Raw genomic sequence first — 15,703 nt, 5'->3', positions numbered from 1 at the left:
CGGTGGTAGCTCAGTTGGTTAGAGTACCGGCCTGTCACGCCGGGGGTCGCGGGTTCGAGCCCCGTCCGCCGCGCCATCAAGTTAAAAATAAAAAATACCGGTTTTTACCGGTATTTTTTTCGTCTGTACCTTATGCCTTTTCGTAAAAAGTCCGATTATTTAGACAAGAGAAGGTGGGAATAAAACTTAAAACATACGTCTTAAATACCGAAGATAAAACCATCTATCTCAAGCGGATTTACACCAAACGCTTATCCATTAAATCCCTAAATTATCCTTCAAAATAGACATAAATACTTGTCCTTCTTACACAAAGGCCGTCTGAAAACGTCAATACATTTTCAGACGGCCTTTTTTAGCTTATCAAGCCTGATACCTAATCATGCAGGAAGCCTTAGCATCAATCCAATGTTCGCCACCGGGCTGAACAATTTTAGACACCAGCTTATCCAAGTCGCGTAAATAATCGGTTGACTTTTGGCTGTTGATAATGACGACAACCAACAACGGCTTTTCGCCCAACCAATACCCAGCCAGTGCGCGGACATCTTTGAGTGTACCGGTTTTGAGGCGCAGGTTTTCACCGGGCTGTTTCAAGCGTGTTTTAAGCGTGCCGTCTTTACCGGCAATCGGCAGCGTACTGATAAACTCGTTTTTAAACGGGCTGAAGTAGGCTTTTTCCAACATTTGCGCCATCATTCGCGCATTGAGCCGTTCTACGCGGGACAGGCCTGAGCCGTTTTCCAACACCAGCCCTTCCGTATTGATACCGGCAACCGCCAGCTCACTTTTTACGATAGACGCGGCCTTGGCCTGCGCCTGCTTGTAATCAGATATATGTCCGGCAAATTTAAGGAAAACCGAACGGGCAATCAGATTATTGGAATGCTTGTTCATATCGGTGAGGATATCGGCAAGCGGTTTGGATTGATGACTCGCCAACACATGCGCGTCATGAGGCGCAGCACCTGTCGTCAGGCCGTCTGAAATCGTGCCGTCTTGTTGGCGCCATTGGTTGACAAAACTTTTGCCGACAAATTCTTTCATGCTATACATATTCAGATACAGCTCTTTGCCCAAGCAGCTTTCCGGCAGCTTGCCCGATACGGTCAGCGTATTGTTTTTATAGGAAGTCTTCATGTGGTTTTTTAAAACACTGCACTTCCCTTCTTTATTCTCAAGTGTCAATTTGTTTTGAATGTTCAGATTCGGAAGCGGCGGATTGGTACGGATGACCAAGCTTCCGTCTTCTTCTTTTTCAGCACGCAGTTCAACGGTTTTATACCCCAACATATTAGGATCGGGCGGCGTCATAAAGCTTTCGGCAGAATCGGAAGCAAAATCATCCGGATTCTTCACATCGCCCCACAGGCTGCGGTCGAGTATCAGATGTCCGTCAATATGGCGTATGCCCTTATCGCGCATCTGTTGCTGCATTTGCACCAGATCATGCTGGTCAAACACAGGATCGCCGCTCCCCACCCAATACACATTGCCTTTCAACGTATCGCCTTTGATTGGGCCGTTGGTTTTAAACTCAGTTTTCCAACGATAATCACCGCCCAACATACGAAACGCGGTAAACGCCGTTACCAGCTTCATGGTCGAAGCAGGATTGCGCAATTCATTGGCACGGTGTTCGGCAATCACGTTGCCGCTGTCCAATTCCTGCACATAAACAGAAATCTCATTTTCAGGAATACGCCCGAAATCCAAAGCCCATGACGGACAAACCGCCATCATCAGGCCGATTGATAAAATACATTTTAACTTCATTGTGTTACAAAATCTTATAAATTCTTACGAGGTGCTTAGGCCGTCTGAACGTTTCAGACGGCCTTTTTCTTTATTTCTGATGCGCTTTCAAACGTAAAGCAAACATGACGACCACAACACCGACAACCAAAGCGCAACCCATCGCCAAATGGATACCGTCCAGCATTGCCTGTTGCGGCATATCTGCGCTGGAAAGTTTCTCGCCGATATTGGTCGCACCAACAAAAAACGCCGCGCCGATGGCACCGGCAATCGGGTTGATGGTGGTCAGAATCGCCGCACCGTGCGGATTGAGCATTTTCGGCAACGCGTTCAGACCATGGGTTTCGCCGGTTACACAAGCAGACACGGAAAGCGCCAACAGCGTAAACATCGCCGTCAACATCACCACTTGCGTATCAATCCGCAAAAACAGCCACAATACCGCCAACGACACCACCAGCATCACTGTTGCCGGCAAAACGACAAAGCGTCCGCCCTTTTTGTCCAACAATTTGCCGAACAAAGGCGCGGCAACCGCTTGGGCAATACTGGCAGGCATCAGGATCAGGCCAGTTGCCGTACCGGTCAGCATCAACACTTGCTGCGTGTACATCGGCACCATCAGTTCCAAGCCCAAAAACAGGAATATCGCACCGGCCAAAATCACAACGCAATATCTGAACTGTTTGTATTCAAACGCACGAAGGTTCAACAACGGCGTAGCCAAACGGAACTGCCGGCGCGCAAACCACCCCACCAGTACAACGGAAGCAGCAAAGAGCAGGATAAATTCCAGCAGCGGCATATGGGCAAAATTACTGCTCGCATAAACCAACCCGCCGAAGCCCACAATCGACAGCACAGCCGACAACATATCAATTTTCGGACGGCTGATGTTGCTCAAATTGACCGTTAAATATTTGCCCGCCAGCACCATCGCCGCCAACATAAACGGCGCGGTAAAACCGAACAGCACGCGCCAATGCGTATGGTCGATGATGATGCCCGACAGCGTCGGCCCCATTGCAGGCGCGGCGGTAAACATCATGGTAATCACACCCATCGCCGTTCCGCGCCTGTTGGGAGGGAAAATCGACAACACACCGTTAAACAGAAGCGGGACAAAAAACGCGGCAGACACTGCCTGCACCATCCGACCGACCACCAATACGCCAAACGTCGGTGCAAACACGCAAATCAGCGATCCTGCTAAAAACGTTGCCTGCGTAAACAGCACCATTTTGCGCGTTTCAAACCATTGAATCACGCCTGCCGTAATCGGCGTAAATGCCCCCATGACCAGCAAAAAGCCCGTTGTCAGCCATTGAACCGTGGTCTTATCGACACCAAAATCCTTCATAATCGGCGTAAGCGCGACATTCAACAGCGTGTCGTTGAGATAGCCGAAAAATGCGCCGATGAATAAGGTGGCGACAATGGTTTTAGCAGGAAAGTCGGTATCGTCGGCGTAGTATTCGTGTGCCGTTTCACCCTCTTGCGAATCAGAAGCGTGCATAATAATTTGAAATATCAGCGAAACCGTTATTTTAGCATAAACCATTTTGACAGGCCGTCTGAAACCTTGACCGCTTCCCCAGATAACACTAAAATTTAGAATTGTTTTCATTTTTATTATTAAACAGGAGAAAAACATGTCAAAGAAAGTCAGCATCTTGGTCGGCAGCCTGCGTAAAGGCTCGTTCGCACGAAAAGTCGCACAAAACGTCATTCCCATGTTCCCCGAAGGCTACGAAGCGCAAATCGTCGAAATCGGCCATTTGCCTTTATACAACTTCGACTACGACGATCCTGCCGTTACCGACTTCCCCACTCCATCCAGCTATACCGAGTTCCGTGAAACCATCAAAGCCTCTGCCGGCGTATTGTTCGTGACTTCCGAAAACAACCGTACCGTCCCCGCCTGCCTGAAAAACGCCATCGACATCGGCTCCAAACCCAATGCCGATGTTGCCTGGAAAAAAACACCGGCCGGCATCATCAGCCATTCTGTCGGTAAAATGGGCGGTTATAGCGCGCAAAAAAATCTGCGCCTTGCCCTTTCGTATTTCGATATGCCATTGACCGGCCAACCGGAAGTGTTTCTCGGCAACTCGCCTACCCTGTTTGACGACAACGGCCAGCTCATCGAATCCGCGCGCGGATTTGTTCAAGGCTATATCGACCAATTGGTTGCCTTGATTGAGAAAAACCCTAAATAATCGGGATTGAAGCATACAGGCCGTCTGAAAAACGAAATTTCAGACGGCCTCATCTTTTGCAAAAAATCAGTTTTTAGACAGCTCCTAAATTTTTACTAATTGAGTGCGGTTATAATCACTGTCCACCCATCCTCACGGAGAACTTCCATGCGCGTATTATTGGTTGAAGACGATGCCATGATTGCCCAAGCCGTCAGTGCCAACCTGAAAGACACCGGCTACGCTGTCGATTGGGTCAGCCGCGGTTCGGAAGTTGCCGCAGCAGTGGCGGCGCAGGCATACGATTTGCTGCTTTTGGATTTGGGTTTGCCCGGCAAAGACGGTTTGGACGTATTGGCGCAAATCCGCAACGGCGGCTGTACCGTTCCCGTCTTAATCGTGACCGCGCGCGATGATTTGCACAGCCGCCTCAACGGCCTAGACGGCGGCGCAGACGACTACATCGTCAAACCCTTCGACATGGCGGAGCTGCAAGCCCGTATGCGCGCCGTATTGCGCCGACACGGCGGACAGGCGCAAACGCTACTAACCAACGGCATCATCATGCTCAACCCTTCCACCCATCAGGCAGAAGTGGTCGGGCAGGAACAGGCCATCATGCTCAGCAACAAAGAATTTGCCGTCCTCCAAGCCCTGCTGCTGCGTCCGGGCATGATTCTGTCGCGCAGCGATTTGGAAGACAAAATCTACGGCTGGGGCGAAGAAGTCGAAAGCAACGCCGTTGACTTCCTGATTCACGCCTTACGCAAAAAACTCGGCAAAGAAGCGATTCAAAACGTCCGCGGGGTCGGCTGGCTGGTTGCACAAAACAACCAGGCCGTCTGAAAAACCAAAACAATATCAACACACAAACCATGCAACGCCTTATCCACACTATCAAACAATCCCTGCAAGTCCGGATCAGCCTCGCCCTGATCTGTATGCTCCTGCCCCTCTCCATTCTTGCAGGCATATTTTCATATTACGATACTTATCACGAGACCCAAGAGGTTCAAGACGATCTGTTGCGCCAAGTCGCGAACTATCTCGACCCGAGCGATGCCGATGACGAGAATCACTCACTCGACAACGACAACAAGATTTCCGTTCAATTTCCCAATACGCCCAACCCCATTGTCAGCCTGCCTGAGAAGATTTCAGACGGCCTGCACACCATTCAGTCTGATGACGACGACGATTACTACCGCGTTTATACCCGCACCACCAAACAAGGCCGCATTGCCGTCATGCAGGAAAGCGACTACCGCGAAGAGCTGGCCGAAATGGCTGCCGTGCAGAGCATCCTCCCCATGCTCCTCGCCCTGCCCCTGATTATCCTGCTCACCGTCTGGATTACCCACCGCACCATGCGTTCCGTCAAAACCCTGTCCAACGATTTGGAGCTGCGCCAAATCAACGACCTCTCGCCTATGGACACGCAAGACATTCCCAGCGAAATCCAAGGCTTTGTCGTCGCCATCAACAACCTGTTGCAACGTACCGATGAAAACGTCCGCCAACAGCAACGCTTTATCGCCGATGCCGCACACGAATTGCGCAGCCCCATGACCGCCCTTTCCCTTCAGGCAGAGAGGCTCAACAATATGCAGCTGTCCGCCGAAGCGCGCGAGCAGTCCGCCCTGTTGCAACAAAGCATACAGCGCAACCGCCACCTGCTCGAGCAACTCCTCTCCCTCGCACGCGCCCAAGCGCCCGAAACCCAACGCCCCAAAACCCTGATCAGCCTGCAAAACCAGTTCCGCCGCGTCTTGCAGGAACTCATGCCGCTGGCGCTGGCCAAAGGTCAAGACATCGGCGTCGCCGTCGAAAACGACTGCCAAATCCACGCCGATGACACCGAAATCTACACCCTCATCAAAACCTTTACCGACAACGCCATCCGCTATACTCCCAAAGGCGGCCGCATCGATTTGGGCTTTGACGAAACCGCCGAATACCTCAACATCTGGGTGGAAGACAACGGCCCCGGCATTCCCCCAAGCGAACGCCAACGCGTTATCGACCCTTTCTACCGTATTCTCGGCACCGAACAACAAGGCACCGGACTTGGCCTGTCCATCGCAGACACCATTGTCAAACGCCATCAAGGCCGTCTGAAACTGGCCGACAGCCGACGCTTTGACAGCGGCTTGTTGATTATTGCCGAGTTGGATAAAAAGATGCTTTAAATAATTGACCCGCCCAAATTGGTTTATCTAGCTTTAATCCGATAAATGAAAACGTTTTAAAACCAAAGGCCGTCTGAAAATGACTTTCAGACGGCCTTTTTATATTTTGAAGCAAACCTACTTCATTCCTCACAAATACGGTTGCAAGGTTTGGCGGAGGATTTCCATATCGGTAATTTCGGTAATATTGGCTTTGCCCAAGTATTCCAAACCGACAAAACGCATGATGCCGCTGCTGACTTTTTTGTCGTGGCTCATGTGTTCAATCCATTTTTCAAAGGAGAAAACGGGCGGCGCAGACGGGAGGGAAGCGGCTTCCATTAAAGCGGCAATGCGGTCGGTGTCGGCCTGTCGGGTTTTGCCCAAGATTTGCGACAAACGGGAAGCGAGGACGCAACCGGCGGCAACGGCTTCTCCGTGCAGCCATACGCCGTAGCCCATTTCGGCTTCGATGGCATGGCCGAAAGTGTGGCCGAGATTAAGCCATGCGCGGATGCCCTGCTCGGTTTCGTCTTGGGCAACAATATCGGCCTTCATTTTGCAGCAATGGTAAACGGCTTCCGCCATTTTTTCTTGATGTTGCGCCATCAGGTCGGCCATATTTTCTTCCAACCAGGCAAAAAATTCGGCATCGCCCAATGCGCCGTATTTGATGACTTCGGCCATGCCTGCGGAAAGTTCGCGTTGCGGCAGCGTTTGCAAGGCGGTCAAATCGGCCAAAACGGCTTGCGGCTGGTAAAACGCGCCAATCATGTTTTTACCGAGCGGATGGTTGATGGCGGTTTTACCGCCGACCGAGGAATCGACCTGGCTGAGCAATGTGGTCGGTACTTGGATAAAAGGTGCGCCACGCTGATAAGTCGCCGCGGCAAAACCGACCATATCGCCTATCACGCCGCCGCCCAAAGCGATTAAAGTGGTTTTGCGTTCGGCACGGTTTTGCATCAGGCCATCGTAAATCAGGTTGAGCGTCTGCCAGTTTTTATATTCTTCGCCGTCGGGAAGGATAATGCTGAAATGCGGCACGCCCAGTCTGTCTAAGGCCGTCTGAAGCTGTTTGAGATAAAGCGGCGCAACGGTTTCGTTGGTAATAATGGCTGCTTTTTTACCTAGATAGGGCTGAAGCAGCATATCGGCCTGCTCAATCAGCTTATGCCCGATAAAGATGGGGTATTGATGGGACGGGGTTTGGACAGTCAGTGTGCGCATAGTATTCCTTTGCAAAGCGTATTTATTCGCCTAAAGCCTGTATCAGGCGTTTGAGCGTTTTGTGACAGCTGTCGGATTCGATGACGAGATGGGCGGTTTGACGGTACAGCATATCGCGTTGGTCATACAGCTCTTGCAGTTTGCCCAAAGGATTGGCAACTTGCAACAGCGGCCGGTTGCTGTCGTAACGGGTACGCTCCAGCAAGGTTTCGGGGCTGGCATGCAAATAAACAACCGTGCCGTTTTGGCACAAAATCTGTCTGTTTTCACTGCGTAATACGGAGCCGCCACCGGTCGATAAAACGATGTTGCGCCGGGAAGCGAGCTTCTTCAGCATATTGGTTTCACGGTTGCGGAAGCCTTCCTCCCCTTCCATCTCAAAAATGGTCGGAATGGATACGCCCGAAGAAGCGCAGATTTCGTAGTCGCTGTCGTAAAACGGGCATTCAAACATTTGGGCAAGCTGCTTGCCCAAAGTGGTTTTGCCCGCGCCCATCAGCCCGATTAAGATTAAATTGCCGTTGATTTTTTCCATGTGGGTCATTTTATACGATATGGTGGTTTCGTGGAAAAGTTCGTCGTTTTTCAGACGGCCTTTTCATCTCAGGCCGTCTGAAAACGAAAACAGGCATACCTTTGCAGATATGCCTGTTTGTCATTCTAAAATCAATAACGCAGATTGTTACCCACATTATCCATAATGCGCGGCGTGATGAAGATCAACAGCTCACGGCGGTTTTCACGTTTGCCGCGTGATTTGAACAGATTGCCGACAACAGGAATATCGCCCAAAACAGGGACTTTGTTCACTGCATTGGTGCTTTCTTCCTCATAAATACCGCCGACAATCAGCGTACCGCCATCTTCAACCATGGCTTGGGTATTCAAGTGTTTGGTGTTGATACACTTGGTTGTCAGAGAATCCACGGTACAGTCGATCGGGGTATCGCGATTAATCTTCACAGTCATGATGATTTGACCGTCAGGCGTAATATTCGGCGTTACGGTCAAGCCCAAAACGGCTTTCTTGAAGGTAATCGAAGTCGCACCACTGGAAGAAGCCTCTTGATAAGGAATTTCCGTACCGGATTCAATTTTGGCTTCTTTGCGGTCTTGTGTCAGCACGCGCGGATTGGAAATGGTTTTGCTCTTACCTTGTTCTTCAGACGCGCTGATTTCCAAACCCAATGCACCGGATGAGAACGCACGCACCAGCGCAATGCTGTTGACTGCGGCTGCGGTCGGCAGACTGACGTTCGGATCCAAAGTCCATGTGCGGTAGCCTACGTCGCCACGGTTAAATGAGGCATTGGTATTGTAGTTGGTTTGTGCATTGCTCCAGTTGCTACCCCATGCGTTACGGCCACTTGCACCACCGGAACCGAATTTAACGCCCAAGTTGCGGAAGAAGGTATCTTCTGCTTCCACAATGCGCGCTTCCACCATCACTTGACGGGTTGGAACGTCCAATTCATCAATCAGTTTGCGGAATTTCTCAATCACGCCGCGGTTGTCGGTCACGATCAGCGTATTGGTGGCCGGATCGATTAAGGCGCTGCCTCGGTTGCTCAACAGAGTGTTGCGGGTATTGGAATTATTGCTGTCGTATTCTTCCAAACGCAGAATTTTGCGGAATTCTTCCACGTTTTTGTATTTCAACTGGAAGGTTTGAGAATACAGCGGGCCCAATTCGGCAATCTCTTTTTCCGCCTGCAAGAAGGCTTTGTCTTTTGCCAACAATTCATCGCGAGGTGCGATATTGATGATGTTGCCTTGACGGCGCATATCCAAATTGCGCGCCTGCATGACCAAGTCTAAAGCCTGATCCCAAGGCACATCTTTCAAGGACAGGGTCATGGTGCCTTTGACGGTATCGCTGGCAACAATATTCACGCCGGACTCTTTCGCCAAAATCTGCAAAATGGTACGGACTTCTACATCTTGGAAGTCCAAGGAAATTTTACGGCCTTTAAACGATTTGTTTGCATTTTGGTTCAAGCCGCCGGATTCGGTATTGGCGGCTTTAGGCGATACTTCAAATACAAAACGGCCGGAAGAGGCTTTGGTATTAATGTCCCAATTCGCATTACTGTTGCGGATAATGAGCTGGGTAGAATTGCCGATACGTTTGAGCGTAACGTTTTGTACAGGCGTATTGAAGTCAGCCACATCCAAACTGCGTTGCGCTTGTGTCGGCAGCGTATGGTTTTTCAAGGTAACAACCACGCGGTCGCGCTGCTGTTTAATGTCCGGCTGTCCGCTGAAACCTGGGGCGGACAATTCAATAATGCCGGAATTGCGTGCGCCTTTGCGGAAATCAATATTGGCTGCTGAAACGGCTTGATAAGTCTGAGCAGCGCGCGCGGTAGACGGCGTAGCCGCACGTTCATTTGCAACGGCTGCATTGGTTTGGTCAGTAGATTCGTTTACAAACACCCAAACTTCGTTGCCGCGAATCTCAGTATTGTATTGGCTGATTTTGTTCAAACCCAAAACCACGCGTGCGCGGTCATTGTTTTGTGCCGCAGTAATTTGATTCAGCAATGGGTCGGCATATTCCAAAACAGGCTGAGGCAAACGGATATTGGTGTTGGCAAAATCCAATGCGATACGCGCCGGAGTAGATGTTACAAAACCATGAGGTGTAGTGACGTCTTTGTCGAAACGGATTTTGATAATTTTTTGGTTGTCAGGCAAAGTGGAAACGTTGATATCGGTAATATTGCCTGCAAAGGCCGTCTGAACAGCGAGGGCAACGCTGAAGCCGGCAAATAATTTTGTCATGTGCTTGGTTTTCATAATCGAGTGAGACCCCTAAATTAATTTGAATTCGAACTATCTGAGCTATTGGAAGAATCCGCCTCTTTACTGTTCAATGGCAATTCGGCCTTCCGGTACACCCAGTTGCCGTAGCTGTCTTCAACTTGCTCGGTCAAGATAATTTTATCTTCGGTAATACTTTGGATTCTGCCGTAATTCTGACCGATGTAGTTTCCGGGATAAACGGTATAAACATGGTCGTTGACCTTGATAAATCCGGAAACTTTGCCGCCGCTTTGCAGCGTTCCGACAAAGGCCATATTTTCCAAACTGAAGGCTTCCAATGTTTCTTTCGGACGGTTCACATCCGGCGCATTGCCGCCTTTAGGGGCAGTGTCCAAACGGCGTGAATCAAACGCATTCATGCCTTTAAAGTTCGGCGGGTTATACGGCTTAGGCAATGTAACCGTCGGCTCTTCAAACGGAATAATCTTGGATTTTGCTTCCTGACGGGTTTGCGTCATCCATTGAGTCAAATCTTCATAGCTTTGCGTACAGGCTGCCAAGGGAAGAAGACTTAAGAGTAAGATGATTTTTTTCATGATTTCCCTATTCTTTTATTTTTGCTCATTCTCGGCAGGTTTGCCTTCTTCTTGTGCCTGTTGCGCAGCCAATTCGGCAGCAATCTCTTCGGCCGGACGTGCTTTATAAGTCGTCGCAATCGCGCTCAATGTCAACTCGCCTTTATTGCCTTTGCCTTCTTTGTCCTCGCCTGCATTCACGAGTTTTAAAGAATCTAAAGTAATAATGCGCGACAAATCGCCTACATCACGGGTAAATTGACTGATCTGTGAGTATTTGCCTGTGATGGAAATCTGATACGGCAGTTTTTGAATCGGACCATCGTTTTCAGGTTGGAGCGGTGCAACGCTATCCAAACGCAACCCGTTGGTTGAACCTGCCTGATGAAGCTCTTGAATCAGGTTCGGAATTTCCGCGTCGGTCGGCAGTTGTTTCAACAAAACATCAAATGCAGAGCGGATCGAAGCCAATTCAGCCTTCAGATTATTCAAGCTTGCCGCCTGAATGCTTTTACGCGTAAAGGTTTCCTTCAGCTCTTCCTCTTTAGCTTCCTGCGTATTCAGGGTCTCAATCTGATCTTTAAATACGCCGACATAGCCCAAAGCCAACACACCGACAATCAATAAACCCGCCAGCAAAAGTTTTGAAGGCATATTGAGCAGGTACAGGTTTTGTACGTCCAATTGTTTCAGGTTTTTAGATGCCATTATTGAGCCTCCGGAGCAGGTTCTGCCACAGGTTCGGCCATTTCACCGCTGCTTTGGGCAGTCGGTGCAGGAGCCGGCGTATTCACTTGGTTGATTGAAGATTTCAAAGTAAATTCTTGGTAGTTATCTACTTTTTTAATGCTCAACAATTCAGGCTGCAAGAAAATACCTGTACTTGGCAGGGAGCGCATCATAACGGCGATTTTATTGTCGCTGACGGCATGGCCGCTGATTTTATAGCTGGTCGAGCTTTCCGCTTCCAACGCAGTCAAATAAGTATTATCGGGTGTAAGCGCATTCAAAGAATCAAGGATATAGGCCGCTTGATAGCGTTTTTCCTGTAACTCTTCCACTTTCAGTTTCTTGGCCAAGAAGGCTTCTTTTTCTTGCTGAAGTTTATCGATTTCGCCCAATTCTCTATCAAGTCTGTCGATTTCGGTTTGCAGGAAGTTGTTGCGCCCTTCTTGATTACTGATGGCGCTGTCAATACCGAGATAGGTAGCGGCCGCCAAGCCCAAACCCACTGCAAAAGCGCCAAGCATCAATACTTTGAATTGCTGCTGCTTGCGCTGTTTAATCTCTTCCCGATACGGAAGAAGGTTGATTCTGGTTAATTCGATCATGTTCTCAAAGCCCCCTTAATGCCAATCCGAACGCCAAAGTCAGTGACGGCGCATCAATTTGAAACTGCGGCAATTCTACTTTTGCACTGCGTTCCACATATGAAATCGGATGCAGATATTCTGTTGCCGTATTGGTTTGCGAGAAAATGCTTTCCGCCAAACCTGCCTGCTGCGCGGTAAAGCCGGTCAGCAGGATGTGTTTGATATTGGAGAAAGAATCAGTGGCCTGCGTGGTATAGTAAAATTGCAAAACACGCTGAACCTCCTGCGCAACCTGCACATTAAAACGGTCGGCAATCTGAGACTGGTAGTCGGAAGGCTTGTTTTGGGAAGCCATCATTTGTGCGGCTTTTTCTTCAGTTACCTGATAAGTACGCTGAATCAGCTGATTGAGCTGCTCTGTACTGACCGGCGTTTCTTGTTTGTAGAGGATACGGCCGTTTTGCAGGATCAGGGCATACATTTGCGTCGCATGAATGCCAAACACGGCAACTTTTTCATCTGCCATTTCGGGAGCATGCGTATTCATCCAATGAACAAAGGCATTGCGTTGCGCCAGCAAGTCTAAATCCAAAGCGGACAAAGGCAAGCCCGCATTCTCAAACATTTCAATGCGTGGCTCGACATCGTCTTTTTTGGCGGCAACAGCTAAAACATGCTGGCCTGAACCGACTTCTTCGGCTTGAAAGTCGTAGTTCATTTCTTCAATAGGCGCAAATTGGCCGACTTCCGCTTCGACAAACTCTTCCAAGTCCAAATCGGTATCACGCGGGTTGTAAATAATTTGCTCGACTGTCGCCAAATTTTGTGGCACGGCCGCAACAATATTTTTGCAAGAACTGCGTAATTGTGCGTAAGTATGTTGGATGTAAGTAGCAAGCTGATCGTAGTCTTGAATTTTGTTGCCTTTGACAATATTTTTAGGCAATTTGGTAATAACGTATTTTTCCAGCTGAATTTGGTTTAAACTACGGCCTGTCAGTTGTACCATCTTAATGGCATGTTGGCTGATATCGACACCGATGGCAGAGCGGTTGTTCAATCCACTAGAAGCCTTGCCTGTTTTGGTATCTTTCGTGCTTTTAAATAAGCGCATGATTTGACTTCCCTGTATCATTTAGGAGTGAGTAACTGTTTCGTTATCCGTAAAGGACTTCTTATTCTTTGCACAGTATTAACTGTGGCTGATAGAAATCGTTTCCCATTTTACTTTATTTATCGCCATTAATGGCAAATTATTACTTAGTCATGATTAAAAAGATTATAACGACCTGCCTGGGTCTCTTATTGGGACTGGCTCTTTTCGGCGTGGGGCTGATTGCAATTGCAATTTTGGTCACCTATCCGAAACTGCCGTCTTTGGACACTTTACAACACTACAAACCCAAAATGCCGCTGACGATTTATTCTTCAGACGGCCAAGTGATTGGCGTTTACGGCGAGCAACGGCGTGAATTCACCAAAATCGGTGACTTTCCCAAAGTTTTGAAAAATGCCGTGATTGCCGCCGAAGACAAACGCTTCTACGACCACTGGGGCGTGGACGTTTGGGGTGTGGCGCGCGCCGCGATCGGCAACGTCATGGCCGGCGGCGTCCAATCCGGTGCCAGTACGATTACGCAACAGGTTGCTAAAAACTTCTACCTGAGCAGCGAGCGTTCGTTCACCCGTAAATTCAACGAAGCCCTGTTGGCCTACAAAATCGAGCAGTCTTTGAGCAAAGACAAGATTTTGGAGCTGTACTTCAACCAAATCTATTTGGGTCAACGCGCTTATGGTTTTGCATCTGCAGCCCAAATTTATTTCAACAAAAATGTTAACGAGTTAACATTGGCCGAAGCCGCCATGTTGGCCGGCTTGCCCAAAGCCCCTTCCGCCTACAATCCGATTGTAAATCCTGAACGCGCCAAACTGCGTCAGGCTTATATTCTGAACAATATGCTGGAAGAAGGCATGATTACCCTGCAGCAACGCGATCAGGCTTTGAAAGAAGAGTTGCATTACGAGCGTTTTGTACAAAACATCGATCAAAGCGCCCTGTACGTTGCCGAAATGGTGCGTCAAGAGCTGTTTGAGAAATACGGCGAAGATGCCTACACTCAAGGCTTCAAGGTATATACCACCGTCGACACCGCACACCAGCGCGTGGCCACCGAGGCCCTGCGTAAAGTCCTGCGCAATTTCGACCGCGGCAGCAGCTACCGCGGTGCAGAAAACTACATCGACCTGAGCAAAAGCGACAACGTAGAAGAAACCGTCAGCCAATACCTTTCTACACTTTACACCGTCGATAAAATGATTCCGGCGGTTGTATTGGAAGCCTCCCGCAAAGGTGTACAGATTCAATTGCCGAGCGGCCGTAAAGTCACGCTGAACAGCCACGCTTTAGGCTTTGCCGCCCGTGCCGTCAACAACGAAAAAATGGGTGATGACCGCATCCGTCGCGGCTCCGTCATTCGCGTTAAAGGCAGCGGCGATACCTTTACCGTCGTTCAAGAGCCTTTGTTGCAAGGCGCATTGGTGTCTTTAGATGCGAAAACCGGTGCAGTCCGTGCATTGGTCGGCGGCTATGACTACCACAGCAAAACCTTCAACCGCGCAACTCAAGCCATGCGCCAACCCGGCTCGACGTTCAAACCGTTCGTTTATTCCGCCGCTTTGGCAAAAGGCATGACTGCTTCCACCATGATTAACGATGCGCCGATTTCCCTGCCGGGCAAAGGTGCTAACGGTAAAGCGTGGAACCCGAAAAATTCAGACGGCCGCTATTCCGGTTACATCACGCTGCGCCAGGCTTTGACCGCGTCAAAAAACATGGTGTCCATCCGCATCCTGATGTCTATCGGTATCGGTTACGCGCAACAATACATCCAACGCTTCGGCTTCAAGCCATCTGAAATTCCTGCCAGCCTGTCTATGGCTTTGGGTACAGGCGAAACCACGCCGTTGCGTATTGCAGAAGGTTACAGCGTCTTTGCCAACGGCGGTTACAAAGTGTCCGCCCACGTCATCGACAAAATCTACGATAGCCAAGGCCGTCTGAGAGCGCAAATGCAACCTTTGGTAGCCGGTGAAAACGCACCTCAGGCCATTGACCCGCGCAACGCCTACATCATGTACAAAATCATGCAAGACGTTGTCCGTGTTGGTACCGCACGCGGTGCAGCCGCACTTGGCCGCGCCGACATCGCCGGTAAAACCGGTACTACCAACGACAACAAAGACGCATGGTTTGTCGGCTTCAACCCTAGCGTTGTAACTGCCGTCTATATCGGCTTTGACAAACCGCGCAGCATGGGTCGTGCAGGTTACGGTGGTACAATCGCCGTACCGGTATGGGTAGAATACATGCGCTTTGCCCTGAAAGGCACCAGTGTCAAACCGATGAAAGCACCTGAAGGCGTGGTTGCAAACGGCGGCGAAGTGTACATGCGCGAACGCATGACCACCAGCTCCGACCTGGCCTTGGACAACAGTGGCGTTGCACCACGTCCCGCTCAACCTGCCCGTCGCGCGGTTCCGAATGAAAACCGCCGCCGCACCGAGAGCGGCAATGCGCCAGCCCGTGAAGAATCAGACGAAACCCCAGTTCTGCCAAGCAATACCGGCAACAATAACAAACAACAACTGGACTCTCTGTTCTAATGTTCTAAAGCAAGGCCGTCTGAAACGTTCAG

The 15,703-nt window shown here is 49.7% G+C and carries 13 protein-coding genes; 4 read left to right on the top strand and 9 right to left on the bottom strand.

Annotated elements, in window-relative coordinates; all coding sequences use genetic code 11:
- Nucleotides 1-363 precede the first annotated feature (363 nt).
- Together dacB and ACTHTG_RS10905 are read right to left on the bottom strand one after the other, a co-directional pair.
- The gene (gene dacB, locus ACTHTG_RS10910) at nt 364-1,776 is read right to left on the bottom strand and encodes a D-alanyl-D-alanine carboxypeptidase/D-alanyl-D-alanine endopeptidase (protein ID WP_049336968.1); all 1,413 of its coding nucleotides are present in this window, start codon (nt 1,774-1,776) and stop codon (nt 364-366) included.
- A gap of 70 nt (nt 1,777-1,846) precedes the next feature.
- Complete coding sequence (locus ACTHTG_RS10905; protein ID WP_049336971.1) at nt 1,847-3,274, bottom strand: MFS transporter; 1,428 nt, start codon at nt 3,272-3,274, stop codon at nt 1,847-1,849.
- Between the two features lie 136 nt (nt 3,275-3,410).
- On the opposite strand from ACTHTG_RS10905, the gene ACTHTG_RS10900 reads away from it, so the two are divergent.
- The 3 genes from ACTHTG_RS10900 to ACTHTG_RS10890 all read left to right on the top strand — a co-directional run bounded on the left by ACTHTG_RS10900 (nt 3,411) and on the right by ACTHTG_RS10890 (nt 6,145).
- Nucleotides 3,411-3,977 (top strand): NADPH-dependent FMN reductase, encoded by a 567-nt coding sequence (locus tag ACTHTG_RS10900; RefSeq protein WP_070587528.1) that lies wholly within the window; start codon nt 3,411-3,413, stop codon nt 3,975-3,977.
- Between the two features lie 147 nt (nt 3,978-4,124).
- Nucleotides 4,125-4,802, top strand: coding sequence for a response regulator (locus tag ACTHTG_RS10895; RefSeq protein WP_049344268.1), 678 nt, complete (start codon nt 4,125-4,127; stop codon nt 4,800-4,802).
- 29 nt (nt 4,803-4,831) lie between these two features.
- Complete coding sequence (locus ACTHTG_RS10890) at nt 4,832-6,145, top strand: sensor histidine kinase (RefSeq protein WP_049344271.1); 1,314 nt, start codon at nt 4,832-4,834, stop codon at nt 6,143-6,145.
- Nucleotides 6,146-6,274: 129 nt separating this feature from the next.
- Here ACTHTG_RS10890 and aroB read toward each other — a convergent pair whose 3' ends face one another.
- From aroB to pilM, 7 genes are all read right to left on the bottom strand, one after another.
- On the bottom strand, nt 6,275-7,354 hold the full coding sequence (aroB, locus tag ACTHTG_RS10885) for a 3-dehydroquinate synthase (protein ID WP_070503951.1): 1,080 nt from the start codon (nt 7,352-7,354) through the stop codon (nt 6,275-6,277).
- 22 nt (nt 7,355-7,376) lie between these two features.
- Nucleotides 7,377-7,898, bottom strand: coding sequence for a shikimate kinase (locus tag ACTHTG_RS10880; RefSeq protein ID WP_083296575.1), 522 nt, complete (start codon nt 7,896-7,898; stop codon nt 7,377-7,379).
- Between the two features lie 122 nt (nt 7,899-8,020).
- Nucleotides 8,021-10,153, bottom strand: a complete 2,133-nt coding sequence (pilQ, locus tag ACTHTG_RS10875; RefSeq protein ID WP_049336963.1) for a type IV pilus secretin PilQ — start codon at nt 10,151-10,153, stop codon at nt 8,021-8,023.
- Nucleotides 10,154-10,173: 20 nt separating this feature from the next.
- Nucleotides 10,174-10,716 carry a pilus assembly protein PilP gene (locus ACTHTG_RS10870; protein WP_049336962.1) on the bottom strand — a complete coding sequence of 181 codons (543 nt, stop codon included), beginning with the start codon at nt 10,714-10,716 and terminating at the stop codon, nt 10,174-10,176.
- Nucleotides 10,717-10,731: 15 nt separating this feature from the next.
- Nucleotides 10,732-11,403: a type 4a pilus biogenesis protein PilO gene (locus tag ACTHTG_RS10865; RefSeq protein WP_049336961.1), complete on the bottom strand. Its 672-nt coding sequence runs from the start codon at nt 11,401-11,403 to the stop codon at nt 10,732-10,734.
- On the bottom strand, nt 11,403-12,026 hold the full coding sequence (locus ACTHTG_RS10860) for a PilN domain-containing protein (protein ID WP_049336960.1): 624 nt from the start codon (nt 12,024-12,026) through the stop codon (nt 11,403-11,405). The genes ACTHTG_RS10865 and ACTHTG_RS10860 overlap by 1 nt, the downstream gene beginning before the upstream one ends.
- Before the next feature lie 4 nt (nt 12,027-12,030).
- A complete protein-coding gene (pilM, locus tag ACTHTG_RS10855; RefSeq protein WP_191620596.1) occupies nt 12,031-13,122 on the bottom strand; it encodes a type IV pilus assembly protein PilM in 1,092 nt (363 codons plus the stop codon).
- A gap of 152 nt (nt 13,123-13,274) precedes the next feature.
- On the opposite strand from pilM, the gene ACTHTG_RS10850 reads away from it, so the two are divergent.
- The gene (locus ACTHTG_RS10850; protein WP_070503954.1) at nt 13,275-15,671 is read left to right on the top strand and encodes a penicillin-binding protein 1A; all 2,397 of its coding nucleotides are present in this window, start codon (nt 13,275-13,277) and stop codon (nt 15,669-15,671) included.
- Nucleotides 15,672-15,703 lie beyond the last annotated feature (32 nt).

The organism is Neisseria sp. P0017.S009 (genome assembly GCF_051957375.1).
GTDB classification, from domain to species: domain Bacteria; phylum Pseudomonadota; class Gammaproteobacteria; order Burkholderiales; family Neisseriaceae; genus Neisseria; species Neisseria perflava.
The sequence above is the reverse complement of the archived record's forward strand: the minus strand, read 5'-3'. Positions and strand labels throughout refer to the sequence as shown.